Genomic DNA, 21,540 nt, shown 5'->3' on the forward strand with positions numbered 1-21,540 from the left:
TATAAAAAGAAGCACATTGGTTTTTCATCTATTGAAAACAATATGGGAGAAAGGGGTTTAGTATGAAAAACAAAACAATGAAAAAAGTTGTTGCTCTTTCTATGAGTACTATGCTCATGGCAGCTGCTCTTGTTGGCTGCGGCGGCGCTGCTCAGAATGCAGGCGACAGCACAGGAACAACAAGTGGCGGTAGCGATACTGCAGCTCAGTCAACAGGAACTGATACTACAGTAGCTAGCGGCGACATCGTTGATTTCACATTCTTCGCTGGAATGCCAGGAACAGAGATCAACAGCGGCAACAACGAGATCCAGGACATGATCGCTGAGAAGACAGGCGTTCGTCTTAAAGAGACATGGCTTACTGGACAGACAGTTGCTGAGGCTATCGGATCAATCATCGCATCTGGAACATATCCAGATCTTATCGATGGTGGTGACGGATGTGCAGACCTTTACAACGAAGGCGTACTTGTACCTTGGGATGAGTATCTTGAGAGCGGCAAGTATCCTAACCTTACAAACTACTACACCAAGAACGAGTGGGATCAGTTCAGACAGGACGATGGACACATCTACTGGTGTAACGTATTCCAGAACACAAAGGGCGCTCCTACAGGAACAGCTCACAACGACGAAGCTTTCTGGATTCAGGCTCGTGTTCTTGAGTGGGATAACTACCCAGAGATCAAGACTCTTGACCAGTACTTCGATCTTCTTGAGAGATATGCAGCAGCTAATCCTAAGACTAAGGACGCTAACGGCAACGAGATGGACATCATCCCTTACACATGTCTCTGTGATGACTGGAGATATTTCTGTATTGAGAACGCTCCTCAGTTCCTCGATGGATATCCAAACGACGGTTCTGTTATCGTAGATTTTGAAGGCAAGGACAAGCCAACTATCGTTGACTACAACACAACTCCTACAGCTAAGAAGTATTTCGCTAAGCTTAACGAAGAGTACCAGAAGGGTATCGTAGATAAAGATTTCGGAACACAGAAGTACGATGATTACATCCAGAAGCTTTCAAATGGTAACGTACTTGGTATGTGCGATCAGTACTGGGATTTCCAGCAGATCAACGACGCACTCCTTACAGCAGGCCTTGACAAGCAGGGATGCAACTATGTTCCTTTAGGACTTACAATTGAAGAAGGTATGCCAAACAGATGGCACACATATGGTGACACACTTAACACAGCTTCAGGTATCGCAGTTACAACAAGCTGCTCAGACCCTGACCTTGCATTCTCATTCCTTGACAAGATGCTTGACCAGGATATCATGAACCTCCGTTTCTGGGGTGTTGAAGGTGAAGATTACCTCGTAGATGAGAACGGTCTCTTCTACAGAACTGACGAGATCAGAGCTAAGGTTGCTGATCCTACATACAAGGCTGATCACATGTGCATGTACAGCTACCTTCCACAGTACGGCGGAACAAGTGATGACGGCAAGAACGCTAACCTTCCAGAAGAGCAGCCTTCTGAGTTCTATGACAAGTTGGCAGAGCCTCTTCAGAAGTGCTTCGATGCATACGGCGCTAAGAACTATCCTGACCTTATCGGTTCAGTTCAGGAAGATGTAAACGCAACACATCCTTGGTTCCCAATGTGGTCATACTCAAACAACCTCGATACATCAACAGAGGGTGGTGTAGCTTGGACAAAGATGGGCGAGTGCAAGCACGAGTGGCTTCCTAAGGTAGTTATGGCTTCTGACTTCGAGAGCGAGTGGGCTAACTACATGAAGGCTTATGAGGGATGCAATCCTCAGGACTTCCTCAACCAGATGCAGGAAGAGCTTGACAGAAGAGTTGAAGCTGCTAAGAATGCAGGCTGATAAAGCTTAACTTTCAGGTTTTGAATTACAGGGCAGCCATATGCCGATCAAGTATATGGCTGCCTTTTTTAAGAGATATAGTTAAACGAAAGGAACCGATAACATGAGTACTACCGTCGCCAAGCCAAAAAAGAGGGTCATAACCAGAAAAGAGCTTGCAAAGCAAAAGGTTCTTATAGCATGGTCTGCAGTGTTTGTAATTTACGGATTCATATTCTGTTATCTGCCACTTGCCGGCTGGCTGATGGCCTTTGAAAATTATAAGAATAAGACAGGACTTCTCCACTCCAAGTGGGTTGGACTTGATAAATTCAAATTCCTGTTTTCTGATGCCACATTCCTTAGAGTTATCAGAAACACTTTCTGTATGGGTACTTTGAATCTTATATTCACAACCCTTACAGCTATCGTATTTGCCATTCTTTTAAATGAATTCAGATTGATGAGGGCAAAAAAGGTAGTACAGACAATCTCCTACCTTCCTCACTTCCTTTCATGGATCATCGTTACAGGTATCATGAACGATGCTCTTTCATCTACAGGTATTGTAAACGAGTTACTTGTTAAATTTGGATTAGTTAAAGATACCGTTCCCTTCTTCTCGATACCTGCGCTGTTCTGGCCAATCGTAACCTTTGCGCATGTATGGAAGGAAACCGGATGGAACGCCATCATCTATCTTTCAGCTATTACATCCATTGATCCCTGTCTTTACGAAGCTGCATCTATCGATGGTGCAGGCAGATGGGGCAAGATCAAAAATGTTACATTACCAGGAATCAAACCTACGATCATTATCCTGCTTATTATGAACATGGGTAACCTGTTAAATGCAGGTTTTGAAGTACAGTATCTCTTAGGAAACGGTCTTGTTAAAAGCGTTTCAGATACCATCGACATCTATGTACTGACCTGGGGTATCAGCCAGAATGACTACTCACTTGGTACTGCTGCCGGTATCTTCAAGAGCGTAGTATCAATAGCCATCATCGTGATCGCTAATTCAATTGCTAAGCGACACGGTGGAGAAAGGTTATTCTAAGGGGAGGTGCTGTATGGAAAGCTTAAGTAAGTCAGGCGAAATTCATAAATTAAAACTTGGTGACATAATTTTTTATATATTCCTGTTTCTGTTCATGACAATCTTCTGTATTGTAACCGTTTATCCGGTTCTCAATACACTGGCCATCTCCTTCAATGATGGTGTAGATGCCATGAGAGGTGGCGTACACCTTTGGCCAAGAATTTTTACAACTCAGAACTACAGCGTAGTTCTTGCCCTTAGGAACATCGGACGTGGCGCTATTATTTCTGTACTTCGTACAGTTATTGGAACTCTTTTGGCAGTTGCAGCCAACGCTCTTCTTGCGTTTATTGTCAGCCAGAAGAACTTTGTATTCAGATCCCAGCTTTCACTTTTCTGGGTAATCACCATGTATGTTAACGGTGGTATGATCCCTATCATGCTCCTTTATAAGAATCTTCACCTTACCAATTCCTTCTGGGTATATGTTATCCCTGGAATGCTGAGCGGATTCAACATGCTGGTTATGAGAACCTACATGGAAGGTCTTCCTGATTCCCTTCAGGAAGCAGCACAGATTGACGGTGCCGGATATATGAAGATCTTTGTATCTGTTATCTCACCTCTGTGCAAACCTATCTACGCTACAATAGCTCTTTTCGTAGCTGTAGGTCAGTGGAACTCATGGTTTGATACAATGCTCTACAACCGTATGGCAGATCAGTACACCACACTTCAGTACGAGCTGATGAAGATGCTCTCAGCTGTAACAAGTCTTAAGGGTAACGCAGGTGCTGCAACCACAGGAACATCAGTAAATATCACTCCTATTTCTGTAAGAGCAGCTGCAACCATTATCACAATGGCTCCTATCGTTATGCTCTACCCATTCCTGCAGAGATACTTTGTTGCAGGTCTTACAATCGGTGGTGTAAAAGAATAATTATTTTATGGCACTTTAAAGGCCCGGAGAAAACTCCGGGCCTTAATTTATTACTCTTAATTATAATTCGTGTTCCTGTCCGTGGGTGCCAATTCGTACAAGGGCTCTGTAGAGCTTAGCCTCTGCGCGGATCCTTGCCTCTTTATCAAGAAGCTGATCCTTAAGCCTTTCCTCCGCTTGTTCTTTAGCGGCCTTCGCACGCTCCAAGTCGATATCTTCGCTCCACTCCCAGGTGGTTGGAAGAACTCTGACTTCACCCTTCATGACCGAAAGCATTCCACCGATACAGGCTGCTTTTCTTTCTGTGCCGTCTGCCATGGTTACCCTGGCCGTGCCCATACCAATAGCTGTACAGTAGTCGGTGTGTCTTGCAAGAATCTCCACATCACCGTCTATTGTACGCAAAAGTATTTTTTGGACTTCGCCATCGAAATCGGGGCCATCCATGGATACAACCTGTAAATGATAAGTAGACATAGTAGCTCCTTTTTACTGTTTCTTAGCCTTCTCGAATACTTCGTCAATGGTTCCTACAAGGAGGAATGCTGACTCTGGAAGATCGTCGCACTCGCCGTCCAGGATCATCTTAAATCCACGGATAGTCTCTTTAAGAGGAACGTATTTTCCTGGAAGTCCTGTGAACTGCTCAGCAACTGAGAAGCTCTGTGACAGGAAGTTCTGGACTTTACGTGCTCTGTAAACAGTGAGCTTATCGTCTTCTGAAAGCTCGTCCATACCCATGATAGCGATGATATCCTGAAGTTCACGATATCTCTGAAGCACCTGCTGAACTCCCTTGGCTACTTCGTAATGTTCTTTTCCTACGATATCAGGTGAAAGGATACGGCTTGTTGAATCAAGAGGATCAACAGCTGGATAAATACCCTTTGATGCGATATCTCTGGAAAGAACGGTGGTAGCATCAAGGTGTGTGAATGTTGTAGCAGGAGCAGGGTCTGTAAGGTCATCGGCAGGCACGTATACGGCCTGAACTGATGTGATAGATCCCTTCTTGGTTGAAGTGATACGCTCCTGAAGAGCACCCATCTCAGTAGCCAGTGTAGGCTGATAACCTACGGCTGAAGGCATACGTCCAAGAAGCGCTGAAACCTCTGAACCAGCCTGTGTGAAACGGAAGATATTATCGATGAACAGAAGCACGTCCTGATTCTTAACATCACGGAAATACTCTGCCATTGTAAGTCCTGAAAGACCAACTCTCATTCTGGCTCCGGGTGGCTCATTCATCTGACCATAAACCAGTGCGGTCTTGTCAATAACTCCACTTTCCTTCATTTCTCCATAAAGGTCATTACCTTCACGGGTACGCTCACCAACACCGGTAAATACTGAAATACCGCCGTGAGCCTTGGCTACGTTATTGATAAGCTCCATGATAAGGACAGTCTTACCAACTCCGGCACCACCAAAAAGACCGATCTTACCACCCTTAGCATAAGGGCAGATAAGGTCAACTACTTTGATTCCTGTCTCAAAGATCTCTGTAGCTGGAACCTGATCTTCGTATGAAGGAGCTGGACGATGGATAGCCCATCTCTCTACACCCTCTGGAGCAGGTTCATTATCTACAGGTTCTCCAAGGAGGTTAAATATTCTACCCAGGCACTTGTCACCAACTGGAACAGTGATTGGGCTTCCTGTGTCTTTTGCCTCAGCTCCACGAACAAGTCCGTCTGTGGAACTCATGGCTACACATCTAACCACGTCGTCACCAACCTGCTGCGCTACCTCAGCGATCAGCCTGCGGTCCTCGATCATGATCTCTATGGCATTGTGAAGATCTGGAAGCTCACCCTCTTTGAAGCGGATGTCAAGTACAGGGCCTGTAACCTGTATTACCTTTCCAACATGATTCTCACTCATTTTATGACTCCTTAATTTGTTAGCAGTGCGTCAGCTTTCCGCGCCTGCCACGATTTCTGTAATCTCCTGCGTGATGCTAGCCTGACGAGCTCTGTTATAGTACAGACTAAGAGTATCGATCATCTCTTCTGCATTGTCAGTTGCTGCCTCCATTGCAGTTCTGCGGGCAGCAAGCTCACTTGCATAGGAAATATTGATACTGGAATAAAGAATTCCCGCCAGGTATTCCGGAACAATTGCATTGAACACGGTTTCTGAGTCCGGCTCATATAGGATAAGGTCCCTAGCTTTTCCATCAGACTCTTTTTCCTCAGTTCTAAGGTCAGAGAGAGGAAGAAGTGATGCTGCTGTTGGAACCTGGGAAAGCATGGACACGAAGTTTGTATAGCAAAGGAAAATGTGTCCAAACTCGCCGCTCTTATATGCGTCGCAGACAATCTTTGCAACCTGGAAACAGTCTGAAATAGTTACCTTAGCAACTTCCGCGTACTCTTCTGTGAACAGCGGCACGTTTCTGTGCTTGAAATACTCTACAGACTTTTTACCAATGGGAAGAACTGTTATGTTTTCTCTGTCCTTGGTCTCTGCTTCCATGAACTTGAACAGGTTGGAGTTATATCCACCTGCAAGGCCTCTGTCACCGGCAATTACAACGTACAACCATTTGTCATTGTCCACAGTCTTCGTAAATGGAGACTGGAAATCAGTGTTTGAATTGGCTATATCTGTAAGTGTGCCGATCATGGTCTCGAGATAGGGCTTTGAAGCGTCAGCTCTTTCCTTGGCTTTTCTCAGCTTAGATGCTGCAACCAGCTGCATAGCCTTGGTGATCTGCATCGTGCTCTGAACGCTCTTGATTCGGAGTTTAACAGCTTTCATTGATCCAGCCATTATTTATTCCTCCTTATTTCGCTTCTTTCTGCTTAACGAACTTCTCTGTGTAAGCGTCCAGTGCCTCTTTTAACTTGGTCTCAGTATCCCCTTCAAGCTTTCCAGTCTCACGGATCTCACGCATTGCTGCGATTCCGGATGGATCGTTGTCAAGGAATTCATAAAGTCCTGCCTCATACTCTGCAACATCAGTTGTTGCAACCTTGATCAGGATGTTATTTACTACGGCATAAAGGATGGCAACCTGTTTTTCAACAGCAACCGGCTGATTCTTATCCTGCTTAAGAACCTCAACGATTCTTTCACCCTGTGCCAGACGAGCCTTGGTGTCTTCATCAAGGTCTGATCCGAACTGAGCGAAACTTGCAAGCTCACGGTACTGTGAGTAAACCAGCTTCAGTGTACCAGCAACCTTCTTCATAGCCTTGATCTGAGCATTACCACCAACTCGGGATACGGAAATACCAGGGTTAACCGCTGGCATGATTCCTGAGTGGAAGAGCTCTGTCTCAAGGAATATCTGACCATCTGTGATGGAGATAACGTTTGTAGGAATGTATGCTGATACGTCACCAGCCTGTGTCTCGATAATAGGAAGGGCTGTAAGTGAACCACCGCCGTTCTCATCGGAGAGCTTAGCTGCTCTCTCAAGGAGTCTTGAATGCAGGTAGAATACGTCACCAGGATAAGCCTCACGTCCAGGTGGTCTTCTGATCAGCAGTGAGAGTGCACGGTAAGCTACGGCGTGCTTGGAAAGATCGTCGTAGATACAAAGAACGTGCTTACCCTGATTCATGAAGTACTCACCCATAGCACAGCCTGTGTATGGTGAAATATACTGCAATGGGCTTGGCTCAGACGCTGTAGCTGCTACAACGATTGTGTAGTCCATAGCGCCGCCCTTTTTAAGATCCTCAACCAGAGCTGTAACTGTGGATCTCTTCTGTCCTATAGCAACATAGATACAGATAACATCCTTGCCCTTCTGGTTGATGATAGTGTCGATTGCGATTGTAGTTTTACCAGTCTGTCTATCGCCGATAATAAGCTCACGCTGTCCTCTTCCGATAGGGATCATGGAATCGATAGCCTTGATACCTGTCTGAAGTGGCTCCTTAACGGGCTGTCTTGCGATAATACCTGGTGCAGGTGACTCAACGGGCCTATACTCTGTGGTCTCAATTGGTCCCTGTCCATCAATTGGCTGACCGATGGCGTTTACAACACGTCCGATCATCTTCTCGCCTACAGGAACAGATACGACTCTGCCTGTACGCTTAACGGTCTGTCCTTCGCTGATACCTACATCCTCGCCGAACAAAACCGCGGATACTACTGTTTCCTCGAGGTTCTGAGCCATTCCGAATGTACCATTCTCAAACTCTAAAAGCTCACCGGACATACAGTTCAAAAGTCCGCTAACTCTGGCAATACCATCACCAACGGTAAGAACTGTTCCAGTCTCGTTCTGAATTATAGCGTTCTGATAATTCTTTATCTGGCTTCGAATGACCTCGGATATTTTTTCTGGTTTTAGTTCCATATCATCCTCCGATGTATTGTTTTAGATGACAGTCTCATCAACTTTCTTGCGAAGCTCGGATAACCTGCCTTTGACTGAACCGTCAAAGAGCTGTCCCTCCAGATCTACTCTGACACCACCGAGGATGTCCGGATCTGTCTTCTGTTTAAGAAGTACCTTCTTACCGCTGATCTTCTCAAGTTTCTCTTTGAGCTGATTAAGCTGATCGCCTGATAGTGCAACTGCTGTTGTCACTAACGCATCTGCTATTCCGTGGTCCTCATTGTAAGCCTTTCTGAATCTCTTAAGGCATCCTGAGTATTCACGGAGCAGCCCCTTCTCGATGAGAATCTTGATGAAGCTCAGATGATAAGCGGTCAAAGAGCTGCCAAGTGCTTCGTCCACCAGCTGCAGTCTCTCTTTCTTAGGGACCGAAGGCTCCGACAGGAGGGTTACGTAATCAGGGTTATCATCAAATATCCCCTTCACAGCCTCCATTTCGCCCAAAATATCATCCGATAGGTTCTCTTCCGCTGCCAGATCATATAGGCTCTGCCCATAAAGATCTCCAGCTTTTGACATTTTAATTCTCCTTATGCTCCGACTTTAGAAATGAAATCTTCTATAAGTTTCTTATGATCGGATTCACTGATCTCTTTCTCAACAACCTTGCCTGCAATTTCCATTGCAAGGGATCCGATCTCATCCTTGGCCTCATTGATGGCTTTCTTCTTTTCCTGCTCAATATCAGCTGCTGCTCTAGCCTTGATGCTCTGAGCTTCTGCCTCTGCCTCATGAACTAAGGTATCTGCCTTGCTCTGGGCTTCCTTCTGGGCATCAGATACGATCTGAGCTGCCTCAGCGTGGGCATTTGTCAAGCTGTCTTCATACTGAACTTTAAGAGAATCGGCTGCATCCTTGGCCTCCCTGGCTTCCCTTATCTCCTTATCAGCTAGGTTCTTTCTCTTTTCCAGAATCTCATTGATCGGTTTGAAAAGAAACTTCTTAATGAGATACACCTGAATGAAAAGGTTCAAGATCTGAATGATAAAGGTCCAGGGTACTAGTGTTACTAGTTCCTGTGTTTGCATATTTTAATCTCCTTTATCCGGGATAACAGATAAGCTAATCAGTTGAGGTATCCCATGAACATTCCAGGTGCAACGAAGATAAGAAGAAGACCTGTAACGAAACCGTAAATACCAGTTGTCTCAGCAACGGCACAACCAAGAAGCATTGTTCCGGTTACATCGCCCTTGCACTCAGGCTGACGTCCGATAGCCTCAAGAGCCTTTGAAACAGCAGTTCCTTCACCAATACCAGGTCCGATACCTGCGATAAGCGCACATCCGGCACCAATACCACATCCTGCAAGTGCAATACCTTTAGCTAGTAACTGAAAATCACTCATAATTCTTTGCCTCCTAAGATATGAATTATTATTTTGTTTTTTGAATTATTCCTCTGCCGCATTTGCTATATACATGACGGTCAGCATGCAGAAGATAAACGCCTGCATACATCCTGAGAACCAGTCAAAATATACGCCGGTTACAGCAGGGAGACCTATGCCGAGAATTGGGATCTTGGACAGGAACTGTCCAACCGCACCCGGTATCAGTCCAAACAAGGCTGCTGACGCAAGCCCTAATGCCCAGTAGATAAGTCCGTCGATAACTACGCCGGAAAGGATATTTCCAAAGTGACGGCACGCCATACTAACTGGAGTTGCCAACTCAGACAGGATATTGAATGGTGTCATGACCGCAATAGGTGTCGTGAACCCCTTTAAATATCCGCCAAAACCGTTGGTCTTGATCTTGGTTGCAGTAATCATTGTGAAAACGACTACCGCCCAGGCTGCTTCTGTTGACAGATCTGCTGTTGGACTTCTAAGTCCCACAAGGCTTATCAGATTGGATACCACGCTCGTTGCAAACAGCGCCGAAACAAATGGTATCAACTTGTCAAACTTGGTGCCTCCTGTGTTATTGCGGACAAAATTGTTGCCCGTTTCAACCAGCATCTCTGCAAAAGCCTGCCTCTTCGAGATATTCTCAACCTTGAGATTTCTCGTCAGGAAGATACACAAACCGGTAATAATGATCATTACGATCCAGCTGACTATCAGCGTCTCTGTGATCTTTAGATCCCCTAGAATGGGAATTCCGGTTTTTATTGAGCAGTATATCTTCGCGTAATCAACTTCGAAGCTCTGACTCATGCTTTACTCTTCAACCTCCTTTCCCCGCAGAAATGATACCGCGTAGTTTTATTACTAAACTAGGAATGAATAGCGGAACAATGCCCGCTACCAAGTTGAATACTGGAACAACTATAGCCAGTATTACCCACAGAAGCTGCAGAAGAGTCCTGTACCTGTAGCTGACGCCCATGGTACTGCGGGCCTGCTTCTCATCATCCATGGATGCAACCTTTTGCACTGTGATAGCCATCCAGAAGAAATTGCCGACAGCTACTAAAAAGCCGCAGATGCCTCCCAGGATAACCTTATAATCAAATGGTACCGCCAGATTAAATGGAGCATCCTGCGGAACTACCATGTGCAAAACAAAAAACACCAAAAACATTACAAGGACACCAATTCCGGTGCCAAGTGCTATTTTCCCCGTCTCAGTCTTAACGGCTGGCTGAATTTTCATACCCTTAATTTCTCCCGCAAAAAGTATTAGATGTGCTTACTAAAGTAAACCTCATTAGGGTCTTTTTTTATCTTCTTTTTTTCTTCTTTGTGAACCACTGACAGATACACCTTATAAGCGGTTGTCATAGAAGCCCCAATCCCCAAGATAAAGCCAATAATGTACACCCACAGAGGGGCAGAAAGCTTGCTTACCAGAAGGTAGCACGCAAAAAGACACATCAGAAGGGGCATAAGAAGTGATAAGCCAAGCTGACCTACCATAGCAAACTGTCCAATCAGTTTTGATGCGTTTCGAACTTCCATGGACGTCTCTTTTCCGCTCCTTCCTGCATATTTGTGTATACGACAAACAGTATAACACTATAATAATACACTTTTTATGGGCTTTTCTCAACTAAAGTTAGACAATTCTGGCTTTTCTCAGAATTATAAAAAAATAGCCGAAACCCGCTATTTTTCTGCTTTAGCGAATTTCGGCTATATTTCTTTATAAACATTTTATCAAAATTTCGTCAGTTATTACTCTTCTGTCTTGTCTTCTACTACAGTCCTGATGTGAAGCTCTTCAAGCTGCTTGTCTGTAACGAAGCCAGGAGCATCCATCATTACGTCCTGTGCATTCTTGTTCATAGGGAATGGAATGATCTCCCTGATGGTATCCTCTCCTGCAAGGAGCATTACCATACGGTCTACTCCAGGTGCGATTCCTGCGTGTGGAGGAGCACCATAAGTAAATGCGTTGTACATAGCTGGGAACTTGGCCTTAACATCATCCTCGCCAAGTCTTACCATCTCGAAGGCCTTGATCATGATCTCAGGATCGTGATTTCGAACAGCACCTGATGAAAGCTCTACGCCGTTACATACAAGGTCGTACTGATCAGCTGTGATTGAAAGAGGATCGATCTCGCCTCTCTCAGCCTTAAGAAGGGTCTCAAGACCGCCTGAAGGCATTGAGAATGGGTTGTGGCAGAACTCAAGCTCGCCTGACTCCTCACCAATCTCGTACATAGGGAAGTCTACGATCCAGCAGAATGCATACTGCTCTTTATCCATATGTCCTGGAACAGCTGCACCGAAGGTCTTAACGATAACACCGGCTGTCTTCTGGGCTGCGCCAAGCTTACCTGCTGAAAGAACTACAAGATCTCCAGCCTTAAGTGAAAGAGCTGCAACTACGTCGTCCTTAATTGGAGCAACGAACTTGGAGATACCTCCAACCAGCTCATTATTCTCATCCATTCTGAACCAGTAAGCCTTGTTACCAGACTGAACCTCTACATCGCCGATTGTCTTATCGATGAACTTGCGGCTCTCCTTGAAATCAGAAATAACAACTGCCTTGATGCGCACATCTGTAGCTGTTCCGTCCTCAGCCTTGGTTGCAAATGGACCAAATCCGCAGTCAGCAAGTTTATCTGTAACATCCTGCACTGTAAGGTCGATTCTAAGATCAGGCTTATCTGATCCGTATTTCTCCATAGCCTCAAGATATGGAATCCTCATGAAAGGTGATCCTGAAGCACGGTTGTATGTGCCATATTTAGCAAAGATTGGAGGAAGTACATCCTCACATACTGAAAATACGTCTTCCTGTGATGCAAAAGCCATCTCCATGTCGAGCTGATAGAACTCTCCAGGGCTTCTGTCTCCTCTTGCATCCTCATCTCTAAAGCAAGGTGCGATCTGGAAGTAGCGGTCAAAACCAGCTGTCATAAGAAGCTGCTTGAACTGCTGAGGTGCCTGTGGAAGGGCATAGAACTTACCAGGATGCTTTCTTGCAGGAACAAGGTAGTCTCTTGCTCCCTCAGGAGATGATGCTGTAAGGATAGGGGTTGTGATCTCCAAAAATCCGTGCTCAGTCATTGACTGTCTGAGCGCTGCAACAACATTGCATCTAAGGATGATATTCTTTTTAACCTCAGGATTTCTAAGGTCAAGATATCTATATTTAAGACGGGCTGTCTCATCAGCCTCTCTTGAGTGGTTGATCTCAAAAGGAAGCTCGTTATGATGACATTTTCCAAGAACATCGATCTTCTCTGGAACAACCTCGATGTCACCAGTTGCCTGCTTGGGGTTTTTAGAGCTACGCTCTCTTACTACGCCCTTTACAGAAATTGTTGACTCCTTGTTGATGGCCTTGGCCTGCTTAACCATCTCTTCTGTCTCTAAAACGATCTGGGTTGTGCCATAGAAGTCACGAAGGACAACGAATCCAAGTCCACTACCAACTTCACGCATGTTCTCAAGCCAGCCAACAAGTGTTACGCTCTCGCCGACGTTCTCCATGCGCAGCTCACCACAGTTATGTGTACGTGATTGCATCATAAGTAATACTCCATTTCTACAAATTAATCTCGTTAACTAAGATATTTTAGACCATCATCCACGTTCTTTCAAGTCATAAAAAAAGAGCCATGTAAGAAATTTACTAATTCTCACATGGCCCTGAATTCATTAAATAATTACTTGATCACATCAAAGTTAAGGATCTCGCCAGAGAAGCATTCATCGTAAAGTCTGCTGAGGACTGAATTGTCCTTGAGAACTCCGTTCTCATCTGCACCAACATCTGCGATGTCATGAAGGTCTGAACGATAGTAATATGTTGCCTTGCCATCTGTATCAAACTCTTCCCATGCAAACTCGTCCCAGCAAGGGAATCCGTAGGATGATGTATAAACCTTCATGAAGTGATTTCCACCAACATAGAGCTTGTCGTTGTTAACTGCAAGTGGATATGCTGTTCCGGCAGCCTCTACAAAACCTGCGTACTGAGGTGTTCCGCTGTCAGTGTATGAGTAAACCTCTGCGTCGATAGCTGCATTGTGTCCCTCAAGGTCATCAAATGTCCATGATGCTACAAGGAGCACATCTGTATCTCCAAGCTTAATGTTTGTGTATCCGCTTCCTGCAGGGAGCTTGTCAACGATCTGTGTGAATGTATCGCATCCATCAAGGTTTACCATTGGAATGTGCTCCTGAAGCTCTCCGCTCTCCTCTGGAGCATTTGCACCAAACTGCTTGTTTGGATCGTAGATAGCCTCAGCGATTGCCTGGATATCAAATCCGTCAAGGTCCTTGGCTGTTGTGCTAAGTGAATATGAATCACCAGTCTCAACATCGTACCATGTGCAGACATCTACCCACTCAGTATCTCCAATAAAGCGCTTGCACTTACCTGCCATGTTTCCGCCTGCCCAGTTAGCAAGAGTTACATCATCTTCTACTGTCCAGTCGAAGTACATGCCTGAAAGGTCCTCTGCATTATCACCTGTAGCCTGCTGTCTTGCAGTAAAGCTCTTGTCGTCAAGGTCAAATGTCATCTGTACAAGCTGTCTGTATGGATCACCTGAATCCATAACGCTCCACTTTACATTTGTTGCACCCTCTGGAGCACTAAAGCCGTTTCCAACAAGCTGTCTGCACTCTTCCTCAGATGCATCTCTCCAAGGGTTTGCAATCTCTGTAGATTCTACAGATGCCTCAGCTGCTGCCTGCTCTGTTTCCTCTGCTGCAGGAGCCTCTGCTGGAGCTGCCTGTCCGCAAGCAGTAAGTGAAAGAACCATAAGGCCTGTCATGATCATTGCAATTGACTTTTTCATAATAGTATTTTTCCTCCTCATAATACCTGTTCTTTTTTTCTATTTTTTCAACCACAAACCATTATACGAATACGTTTTCGTAAAAGGCAAAGAAAAAGGCTAATATTTATAAACTCTTTAGAAAATTCATTTTTGATACAGGTTTAGGGTTGTCATGTTTTTTTCTAATGTGCTAAAGTAATAGAGGTGACGCGCATTTGCTCACTAATCTCCGATAGAAAGGTGGTGGTTTTTATGAAGTCAGATAATCATTTATGCAGTAGCGATTCTGCTCCTGGCCGAAGTACCATAAAAATCACACATAAAGGAGATTACCATGGAATTAGAAGAAGAGAAGACTCTATCCGTCGTTCTTAAAGAACTTCTGTCGTCCAGACAATACACCAAGCTTCGCCAGACCATCTCTGACATGAACACAACAGATATCGCTGCTGCCATGAGTGAGATGGAAGAGGAAGATTCCCTTAAAATGTTCAGGATCCTTCCCAAAGATATGGCGGCTGACGTCTTTGCAGATCTGGAAGCTGATGTACAGCAGTACATCATCAGATCTATGTCTGATAAGGAAGCATCCAACATAATTGAAAATCTGATGGCCGATGACGCTACAGACATTTTGGAAGAAATGCCTGCCAGCGTTGTTAAGCGTATCCTGGCTAATGCAAGCCCGGAGACAAGAGCTGACATCAATCACCTTCTGCAGTACCCTGAGGACTCCGCCGGATCTATCATGACTGTGGAGTATGTTGACCTTAGGGAAGACATGACAGTAAGTGATGCCATAGAGCGCATCCGTAAAAAGGGTGTTGATTCAGAGACCATCAATATCTGCTACGTTGTAACCAAACAGAAGGTCCTTGTCGGAACTGTTGCTCTTAGATACCTCCTCATCATGGAGCCTGAAGAGATAATCGGTGACATCATGAACACCAACGTCATCAGCATTGGCACCATGACCGACCAGGAGGAAGCTGCAAGAACCTTCCAGAAATACGGTTTCACCGCCATGCCCGTTGTTGACAACGAATCCCGTATGGTTGGTATCATCACCATCGATGACGTAGTGGACATCCTTGAAGAAGAGGCTACCGAGGATATCGAAAAGATGGCAGCTATCGTGCCATCGGACAAGCCCTATCCTAAGGTTGGAATTTTTGAGACCTACAAAAACAGGATTCCCTGGCTGCTGTTCCTTATGATCAGCGCCACCTTTACAGGAGCTATCATCACAGGCTTTGAAGATGCCCTCTCAGCTTTTGTTGTACTTACAGCTTACATCCCAATGCTGATGGACACCGGCGGTAACGCAGGTTCCCAGGCAAGCGTATCCATTATCCGTGGACTTTCGCTTAAAGAGATCGAGTTCGAGGATCTGTTCAAGATCATATGGAAGGAGATAAGAGTTGCTGCTCTTTGTGGTCTCACCCTTGCAGCCGCTAACTTCGTTAAGCTCCTTCTCCTCGACAGACTTCAGATAACAGTAGCACTTGTCATATGCCTGACACTTCTTATAGTAGTACTTATTGCAAAACTGGTTGGCTGCTGCCTTCCTATGCTGGCGTCCAAGCTTGGCTTTGACCCTGCAGTAATGGCCAGCCCATTCATCACAACCATCGTTGATGCACTTTCACTTCTTGTGTACTTCAACATCGCAACCAGCCTGCTTCATCTGGCCACATGACGGATAGCCATCACAGACAACGCATAATAATAGCCCTCAGGTTATGAATCACTCATAATCTGAGGGCTTTTTATCTGGTAAAAGAACTATCACTGTGAAATATATATATTCCTGAGGGCGTCTCTGTCCATCACCCTTATCCTTGCATGTCCAAGTCTCTCTATAAGACCCTTTTTCTCCATGTCACGGAGTTTCCTTGACACAGTCTCAGTACGAAGGCTCACACTGGCTGCTATATCATCGAGCTTAAGGATCACATCGTCGTCAATACTTCTCTCAACTCTGTAGAGCAGGAAACCAGCAAGCCTTGCCATTGGGTCCTTAGTAGATAACAGCATATTTCTCTCGTTGGCATCATGAAGCTTCTTACTAAGAAGGATTATAGTGTTCATGGCTGCTGCCGGATCATCTACCACCTTGATAAAGTCATCTTTGTGGATCTGGCATATTGAGGAATTGGTAAGGCACACTGCTGAATATGGATAAACGCTTCCATCCAGGAACATTCCCTCCCAGATGATATCGTGATCAGCAAGGATGGTAATGATCTGCTCTCTTCCAAGGGAGTCGTACCTGCAGAGCTTAACTCTTCCCTTTCTGATGATACAGATGGAGTCAACTTCCTCACCCTCTCTAAAAAGGTAGCTTCCCTTTTTAAGAGAATCGTGCATGGAATGCTCCATAAGGCTTACCTGAAGGTCAACAGGAAGTCCTTCCATCAGCGGGACATTCTGGGTACAAAAGCCCCCGCATTCTTCGCAGATATTGATACCTGCCAATCCTAATTTTAATTCTTCTCCGTGACTGTCGTCGCGGTATACACCACTTTTTGAATTCATAAAAGTACCATTAGCTGTTTATCCAGCAGTAGCAATAAGCCTGGGTTCTCACTGCAAAAGGCTCCTTCTCCAAAAGCTCTTTTATCTCTGCCTTAGTGTACCAGGCGCAGTGGATCTCCTCCTGGCAGGAAGTGCTCTCAGAAAAAGTTCCTCCTGCAACTCCCACACAGCATGCATTTCTCTCGTTTGAAAATCCTATGGCAGAGTAGCATGGTCCCCACCACTTATCTATCCTTAAAATATCAAGTCCTGTTTCTTCCTTGAGTTCGCGCTTTGCTGCAACCTCAGGGGTCTCTCCCTCATCTATAAGACCAGCTGGGAAATTGTAGACCCATCTGCCAGTAGCCATACGAAACTCTCTGTTAATAAGGATCTTCTCTCCGGTCTCATCGTGCATGATGATGGCTACTGCATCTTCCCCCTCCATGTTCTGAAGCTGGTCAAAGGTCTTAAGATCAGGATTCCTGCTGATCATCTCATACACTTTTTCATTGCCATCCATCATCTTGTAATGGACATCATAGCGGGTAATGAAATTGCCCTGCTCTTTCTTTTCTATATACTGAAATTCCATGATAACTCCTTAAGTCCTTAGCATGCGCCGTAGATTATCTGCTTGAGGCCACGAAGGAAACTGAAATCAAGGCCCTCTGCGATCTGCTGCATGTAGATAAAGATAAGCTCCTCGTTTGGATCAACAAAGAAGTATGTTCCAGCAAGTCCATCCCATCCAAACTCACCAATGCTGCCATTAGAAGCAGCCTTAGCTGGGTCTGTTAATATCCTGAAGAGGTTTCCGTAGTTATATCCAATGCAGGACTCAAAGTCGTTGGTCTGAAGCTGCGCTTCTGAAAGCTGAGGAGATGTCATGAACTCCATGGTGCGTCTTCCGATCAGCTCTTTTCCGTGGTATGAACCCTTGTTAAGGAGCATCTGCGCAAAGTGGGCATAGTCTCCGGCTGTGGAGTAAAGACCTGCTCCGCCCCTTTCAAACCATGGATCCCTTGTGGGGGTCTCCATCTCAAGGCGTCTTCTTACGTCGTCCTCTGCCCTTACGACTTTTCCTTTTTTATCTCTTCTATATAGAACGGCCTGACGGAACTCTTTTCCCTCACCGATCTTAAAGTCTGTGTCTTCCATGTTGAGGGGAGTGAAGATCTCTTTTTTAAAGAACTCTGAGAGCTTCATTCCTGAGATGACCTCGATCACTCCGCCGAGAATATCTGCAGAATAACCATATCTGAAGGTTTCTCCTGGCTCAAAGGCAACTCCTGCCTCTGCAAGCTTATTGCAGATGTCCACGTTGGACTTAAGGATCCCTGACTCTCTCTGGATTCTGGCCTCTTTGTAGATCTTGGACATCAGCCTTTCAGCCTCTCCAAAATCTCCGGTCATAACTATTCCGGAGGTCATATTAAGGAGATCTCTTATTGTGATCTGGTTCTGGGCCTTGCGGATTCCTTCGGATGATACGACCTTGCAGTCCTTATATCCTGGAAGATAGTCACTGACCTTGCTCATGAGATCGAGTTCGCCTCTCTCATAGAGCATCATTGCTGCCACTGCTGTGACAGGCTTGGTCATGCTAAAGATCTTGTAGATGCTGTCTGGTCTGTCTGGCTCGTAAGTGTTTTCGTAAACTCTTTTGCCCTTGTGCTCAACTATTATTGTGGCACCCTGAAGAGCGCCTGATTCTCTCTGCTTTTCAATGAGAGTATCCAGCCTGTTAAGCTTTCTGATATTCATAACACATTCCCCAAATAATCATTAGTATTTTACTGCTGGAAGCAGATATTTGTTCTGATAGAAGTCGACTTCCTTCTCAAAGTCTTTGCCCTTGTCAGCCTTGAGCTGCTGGATATATCCGTGTGAATCATAAGCGTCCTCGTCAACCTCGATAAGGCCAACTGCAATGTTACTGCAGTGATCTGCGATACGCTCAAAGTCTGTTCCGATATCTGAAAGGTCAAAGCCCTGCTCGATGGTGCACTTGCCCTTGCGAAGTCTTCTAACGTGGCGGCGCTTAACCTCCATGTGAATACCATCGATAGCTTCCTCAAGAGGCTCGATCTTCTTGGCGATAGCAACGTCCTGATTCTCAAAAGCCTGAATTGAAAGATCCATGATCTCTTCAACGGCGCTTGCAAAGATCTCCATCTCAGACTTGGCCTTAGGAGTAAAGGACCTCTTGTTCTCACTCATATTAGAAGCCTTCTGCATGATGTTCAGGGCGTGGTCACTGATTCTCTCGTAGTCAGTTATGCAGTGCAAAAGAACTGACAGAGTGTGACTGTCCTTAACGCCAAGGTGATGGGCGTTGATCTGCATAAGGTATGTTCCAAGCTGGTCTTCGTAGGTGTCGACCTTTCTCTCAAGATAGTCAACATCCTCTGCAACTTCAGCGTCATAGTTATCAATAAGGCTGATAGCCTTAACCAGCGCATCCTTGGACATGTTCGCCATGGCGATGGCTGCGATCCTTGCCTGCTCAAGAGCAAATGGAGGGTTCGCAAGGAATCTTGGATCCAGTGTCTGGATACCCTTCTGCTCTTCCTGCTCCTTTTTCTCCTTCTCGTCGATAGGAATAGTCCTGAGGGCAAGGGAAACAAGAAGTCCTGAGAATGGCAGCATAAGTGGTGTTGCCACGAGGTTAACCAGGGTGTGGATACCAGCGATTCCAACCATTCCGATCTCGTTCTCCATAAACGCAAAGTTAAGAGTTGCGTGAAGAGCGTAGAAGATGATCATGAAAAGAGAAGCCTTGATAGCATTGAAGTACAGATGCATAAGGGCTGTTCTCTTACCATTCTTGTTGGCACCAAGAGAAGAGAGGATAGCTGTGATACAGGTTCCAACCTCTGCACCGATAACAACAGGAATAGCCATGCTGTATTTGATCTTAACTGAAAGTGATAATGCCTGAAGTACACCGATGGTACCAGCAGAACTCTGGATGACCATGGTAAAGATGATACCTACTAGGAAGCCTATAATAGGATTACTGAAGGTTGTAAGAACTCTCTTAAAGCTCTCCACGTCCTTAAGTGGTGAAACGGCATCAGACATGGTGCTCATTCCAAACATAAGAACAGAAAATCCAAGAAGGATGGTTCCGATGTTTTTCTTTTTGTCGTTCTTGGAGAACATGTAAAGGCCAATGCCAATGATCGCCAGGAACGGTGTAAATGACTTGGGCTTTAAAAGATTTATTATAAAGTTGTCACTGCTGATTGCGTTTAAGGAAAGAAGCCATGCTGTAAAGGTTGTACCAAGGTTTGCACCAAGGATGACATTTACTGCCTGCTTCAGGGTCATGATACCTGAATTAACAAGACCAACTACCATTACGGTAGATGCTGATGAAGACTGTACCAGCGCTGTGACTCCAACGCCGAAGATATAAGCAATTATAGGGTGCTCTGTAACCTTGGCAAGCACGCTTTCAAGCTTGCCTCCTGCTGCCTTGGTCAGTCCGCCGCTCATTACATTCATTCCATACAGGAACATTGCAAGTCCGCCGACCAATCCCGCTACCAGACTAAAGATTTCTAAAGAACTCATTTTTCCTCCAGGGTGGATACTCTCCATAAGAGGCTCCTGCCTCTTCATATCCGCCAGAATCAAGTATTTTTCTCTGTTACAGCATATATATTACAAGATAAACCTAAAAATTACCATAAAAATCTTTGCGTCTGGTCAATTTTTCTTTTGCGGACTAGAAGACTCGGGTCATCCTTACGTATTTTCCGAAGGTAGCCTTACTGATATCAACCTTTCCGCCGCCTTTATACTCATTGCCGTAGATGTTTTCTTCCACGTCAACTTCAGAGTCTTTCACAAATCCAAGCTTCTCGCACATGGCGATTGATGCCTCGTTCTCTGCCTTAACAAGGGTCTGGACCTTGTCAAACTGTAGGACATCCCTTCCATAATCAAGGATCGCCTGACAGGCTTCCATGGCGTAGCCCTGCCTCTGATAGTCCTTACCTATAAGATATCCAAGCTCAACCTCATCAAAGCCGTTCCTTACGGAATACCCTGCTCTTCCAACGATTGCCCCATCGGACAGCCTAACAAGCGTCCACACGCCAAAGCCCATGAGGCCATATACCTTCTTGATGTAGTCCCTTTGATATCTCTTTTCATCCTCCGGATCCTCAAAGAGCCCCTCGATAAACTCTGTCATGGACGGATCGCTGTACAGTTTGTAGAACTCATCCACATCCTCAATGGTGGTCTCTCTTATAAGAAGACGCTCCGTCCTTAGTATCTCCCAGGGCTCCTCAGCATACCTCTGGAACACCTTTACAAAGGAGTCCATATCTACGTTTTCTATCTCGGAAAAGACATATTTCGCCCCTTTAAATTCCTGAACGTCTCTGTCGTCGTGCAGCACCCCAACAACGTAGTAGCCATCAGCAAGGAGCTTTTCTGACGCCTCGCCCCTGTCAGTTGCCACGAGAGTGGTTTCTTTTTCACTGGCAAAAGAGCTTTCGATCTCCTCTGCGCTATGAAAAAGCTCCGAGGAATATCCGCACTCCCGAACGTACCTTACGGTTTCGTCGATGTCTGCCTTTATCTTCTCATCACAGTATTTATCTTTATCAATAAGAAAAACTAAAGCTTTTAACAATTT

General features: G+C 45.3%; 21 protein-coding genes. 4 read left to right on the forward strand and 17 right to left on the reverse strand.

Features of this window, described 5'->3' with window-relative positions; all coding sequences use genetic code 11:
- Positions 1-62: 62 nt before the first annotated feature.
- From D6855_RS09215 to D6855_RS09225, 3 genes are all read left to right on the forward strand, one after another.
- Positions 63-1,847, forward strand: a complete 1,785-nt coding sequence (locus D6855_RS09215) for a sugar ABC transporter substrate-binding protein (protein ID WP_243111851.1) — start codon at positions 63-65, stop codon at positions 1,845-1,847.
- A 103-nt stretch (positions 1,848-1,950) separates the two neighbouring features.
- A complete protein-coding gene (locus tag D6855_RS09220) occupies positions 1,951-2,889 on the forward strand; it encodes an ABC transporter permease (RefSeq protein ID WP_120740273.1) in 939 nt (312 codons plus the stop codon).
- Between the two features lie 13 nt (positions 2,890-2,902).
- Positions 2,903-3,814 carry a carbohydrate ABC transporter permease gene (locus D6855_RS09225; RefSeq protein WP_120740276.1) on the forward strand — a complete coding sequence of 304 codons (912 nt, stop codon included), beginning with the start codon at positions 2,903-2,905 and terminating at the stop codon, positions 3,812-3,814.
- A gap of 60 nt (positions 3,815-3,874) precedes the next feature.
- On the opposite strand, the gene atpC is transcribed toward D6855_RS09225, so the two are convergent.
- The 12 genes from atpC to D6855_RS09285 all read right to left on the reverse strand — a co-directional run bounded on the left by atpC (position 3,875) and on the right by D6855_RS09285 (position 14,384).
- A complete protein-coding gene (gene atpC, locus D6855_RS09230) occupies positions 3,875-4,291 on the reverse strand; it encodes an ATP synthase F1 subunit epsilon (protein WP_120740278.1) in 417 nt (138 codons plus the stop codon).
- A 12-nt stretch (positions 4,292-4,303) separates the two neighbouring features.
- A complete protein-coding gene (gene atpD / locus D6855_RS09235; RefSeq protein WP_120740280.1) occupies positions 4,304-5,698 on the reverse strand; it encodes a F0F1 ATP synthase subunit beta in 1,395 nt (464 codons plus the stop codon).
- A 30-nt stretch (positions 5,699-5,728) separates the two neighbouring features.
- A complete protein-coding gene (atpG, locus tag D6855_RS09240; protein ID WP_120740282.1) occupies positions 5,729-6,589 on the reverse strand; it encodes an ATP synthase F1 subunit gamma in 861 nt (286 codons plus the stop codon).
- A 13-nt stretch (positions 6,590-6,602) separates the two neighbouring features.
- Positions 6,603-8,132: a F0F1 ATP synthase subunit alpha gene (gene atpA / locus D6855_RS09245; RefSeq protein ID WP_120740284.1), complete on the reverse strand. Its 1,530-nt coding sequence runs from the start codon at positions 8,130-8,132 to the stop codon at positions 6,603-6,605.
- A 21-nt stretch (positions 8,133-8,153) separates the two neighbouring features.
- Positions 8,154-8,693, reverse strand: a complete 540-nt coding sequence (gene atpH, locus D6855_RS09250) for an ATP synthase F1 subunit delta (RefSeq protein WP_120740286.1) — start codon at positions 8,691-8,693, stop codon at positions 8,154-8,156.
- An 11-nt stretch (positions 8,694-8,704) separates the two neighbouring features.
- Entirely contained in the window at positions 8,705-9,202 is a 498-nt protein-coding gene (atpF, locus tag D6855_RS09255) for a F0F1 ATP synthase subunit B (protein ID WP_120740288.1), read from the reverse strand.
- 38 nt (positions 9,203-9,240) lie between these two features.
- Positions 9,241-9,522 (reverse strand): ATP synthase F0 subunit C, encoded by a 282-nt coding sequence (atpE, locus tag D6855_RS09260; RefSeq protein WP_120740290.1) that lies wholly within the window; start codon positions 9,520-9,522, stop codon positions 9,241-9,243.
- A gap of 45 nt (positions 9,523-9,567) precedes the next feature.
- Positions 9,568-10,335, reverse strand: a complete 768-nt coding sequence (locus D6855_RS09265; protein WP_120740292.1) for a F0F1 ATP synthase subunit A — start codon at positions 10,333-10,335, stop codon at positions 9,568-9,570.
- 10 nt (positions 10,336-10,345) lie between these two features.
- Entirely contained in the window at positions 10,346-10,774 is a 429-nt protein-coding gene (locus D6855_RS09270; RefSeq protein ID WP_120740294.1) for an ATP synthase subunit I, read from the reverse strand.
- Between the two features lie 26 nt (positions 10,775-10,800).
- Positions 10,801-11,079, reverse strand: a complete 279-nt coding sequence (locus D6855_RS09275; protein ID WP_120740296.1) for an AtpZ/AtpI family protein — start codon at positions 11,077-11,079, stop codon at positions 10,801-10,803.
- A 216-nt stretch (positions 11,080-11,295) separates the two neighbouring features.
- Complete coding sequence (gene aspS, locus D6855_RS09280; RefSeq protein ID WP_120740298.1) at positions 11,296-13,107, reverse strand: aspartate--tRNA ligase; 1,812 nt, start codon at positions 13,105-13,107, stop codon at positions 11,296-11,298.
- Between the two features lie 137 nt (positions 13,108-13,244).
- Entirely contained in the window at positions 13,245-14,384 is a 1,140-nt protein-coding gene (locus tag D6855_RS09285; RefSeq protein ID WP_120740300.1) for a hypothetical protein, read from the reverse strand.
- Positions 14,385-14,700: 316 nt separating this feature from the next.
- On the opposite strand from D6855_RS09285, the gene mgtE reads away from it, so the two are divergent.
- A complete protein-coding gene (gene mgtE / locus D6855_RS09290) occupies positions 14,701-16,065 on the forward strand; it encodes a magnesium transporter (protein WP_120740302.1) in 1,365 nt (454 codons plus the stop codon).
- A gap of 89 nt (positions 16,066-16,154) precedes the next feature.
- Here the strand turns inward: mgtE and D6855_RS09295 are convergent, their stop codons facing one another.
- From D6855_RS09295 to D6855_RS09315, 5 genes are all read right to left on the reverse strand, one after another.
- Positions 16,155-16,904: a Crp/Fnr family transcriptional regulator gene (locus tag D6855_RS09295; RefSeq protein WP_120740304.1), complete on the reverse strand. Its 750-nt coding sequence runs from the start codon at positions 16,902-16,904 to the stop codon at positions 16,155-16,157.
- A 10-nt stretch (positions 16,905-16,914) separates the two neighbouring features.
- Positions 16,915-17,478: an NUDIX hydrolase gene (locus D6855_RS09300; protein WP_120740306.1), complete on the reverse strand. Its 564-nt coding sequence runs from the start codon at positions 17,476-17,478 to the stop codon at positions 16,915-16,917.
- A gap of 17 nt (positions 17,479-17,495) precedes the next feature.
- Positions 17,496-18,650 (reverse strand): serine hydrolase domain-containing protein, encoded by a 1,155-nt coding sequence (locus tag D6855_RS09305; protein WP_120740308.1) that lies wholly within the window; start codon positions 18,648-18,650, stop codon positions 17,496-17,498.
- A 21-nt stretch (positions 18,651-18,671) separates the two neighbouring features.
- The gene (locus D6855_RS09310) at positions 18,672-20,465 is read right to left on the reverse strand and encodes a Na/Pi cotransporter family protein (protein ID WP_120740416.1); all 1,794 of its coding nucleotides are present in this window, start codon (positions 20,463-20,465) and stop codon (positions 18,672-18,674) included.
- A gap of 154 nt (positions 20,466-20,619) precedes the next feature.
- Complete coding sequence (locus tag D6855_RS09315; protein WP_120740310.1) at positions 20,620-21,537, reverse strand: GNAT family N-acetyltransferase; 918 nt, start codon at positions 21,535-21,537, stop codon at positions 20,620-20,622.
- Positions 21,538-21,540: the final 3 nt, after the last annotated feature.

The organism is Butyrivibrio sp. CB08, from assembly GCF_003625485.1.
In the GTDB taxonomy this organism is placed as follows: Bacteria; Bacillota; Clostridia; order Lachnospirales; family Lachnospiraceae; genus Butyrivibrio.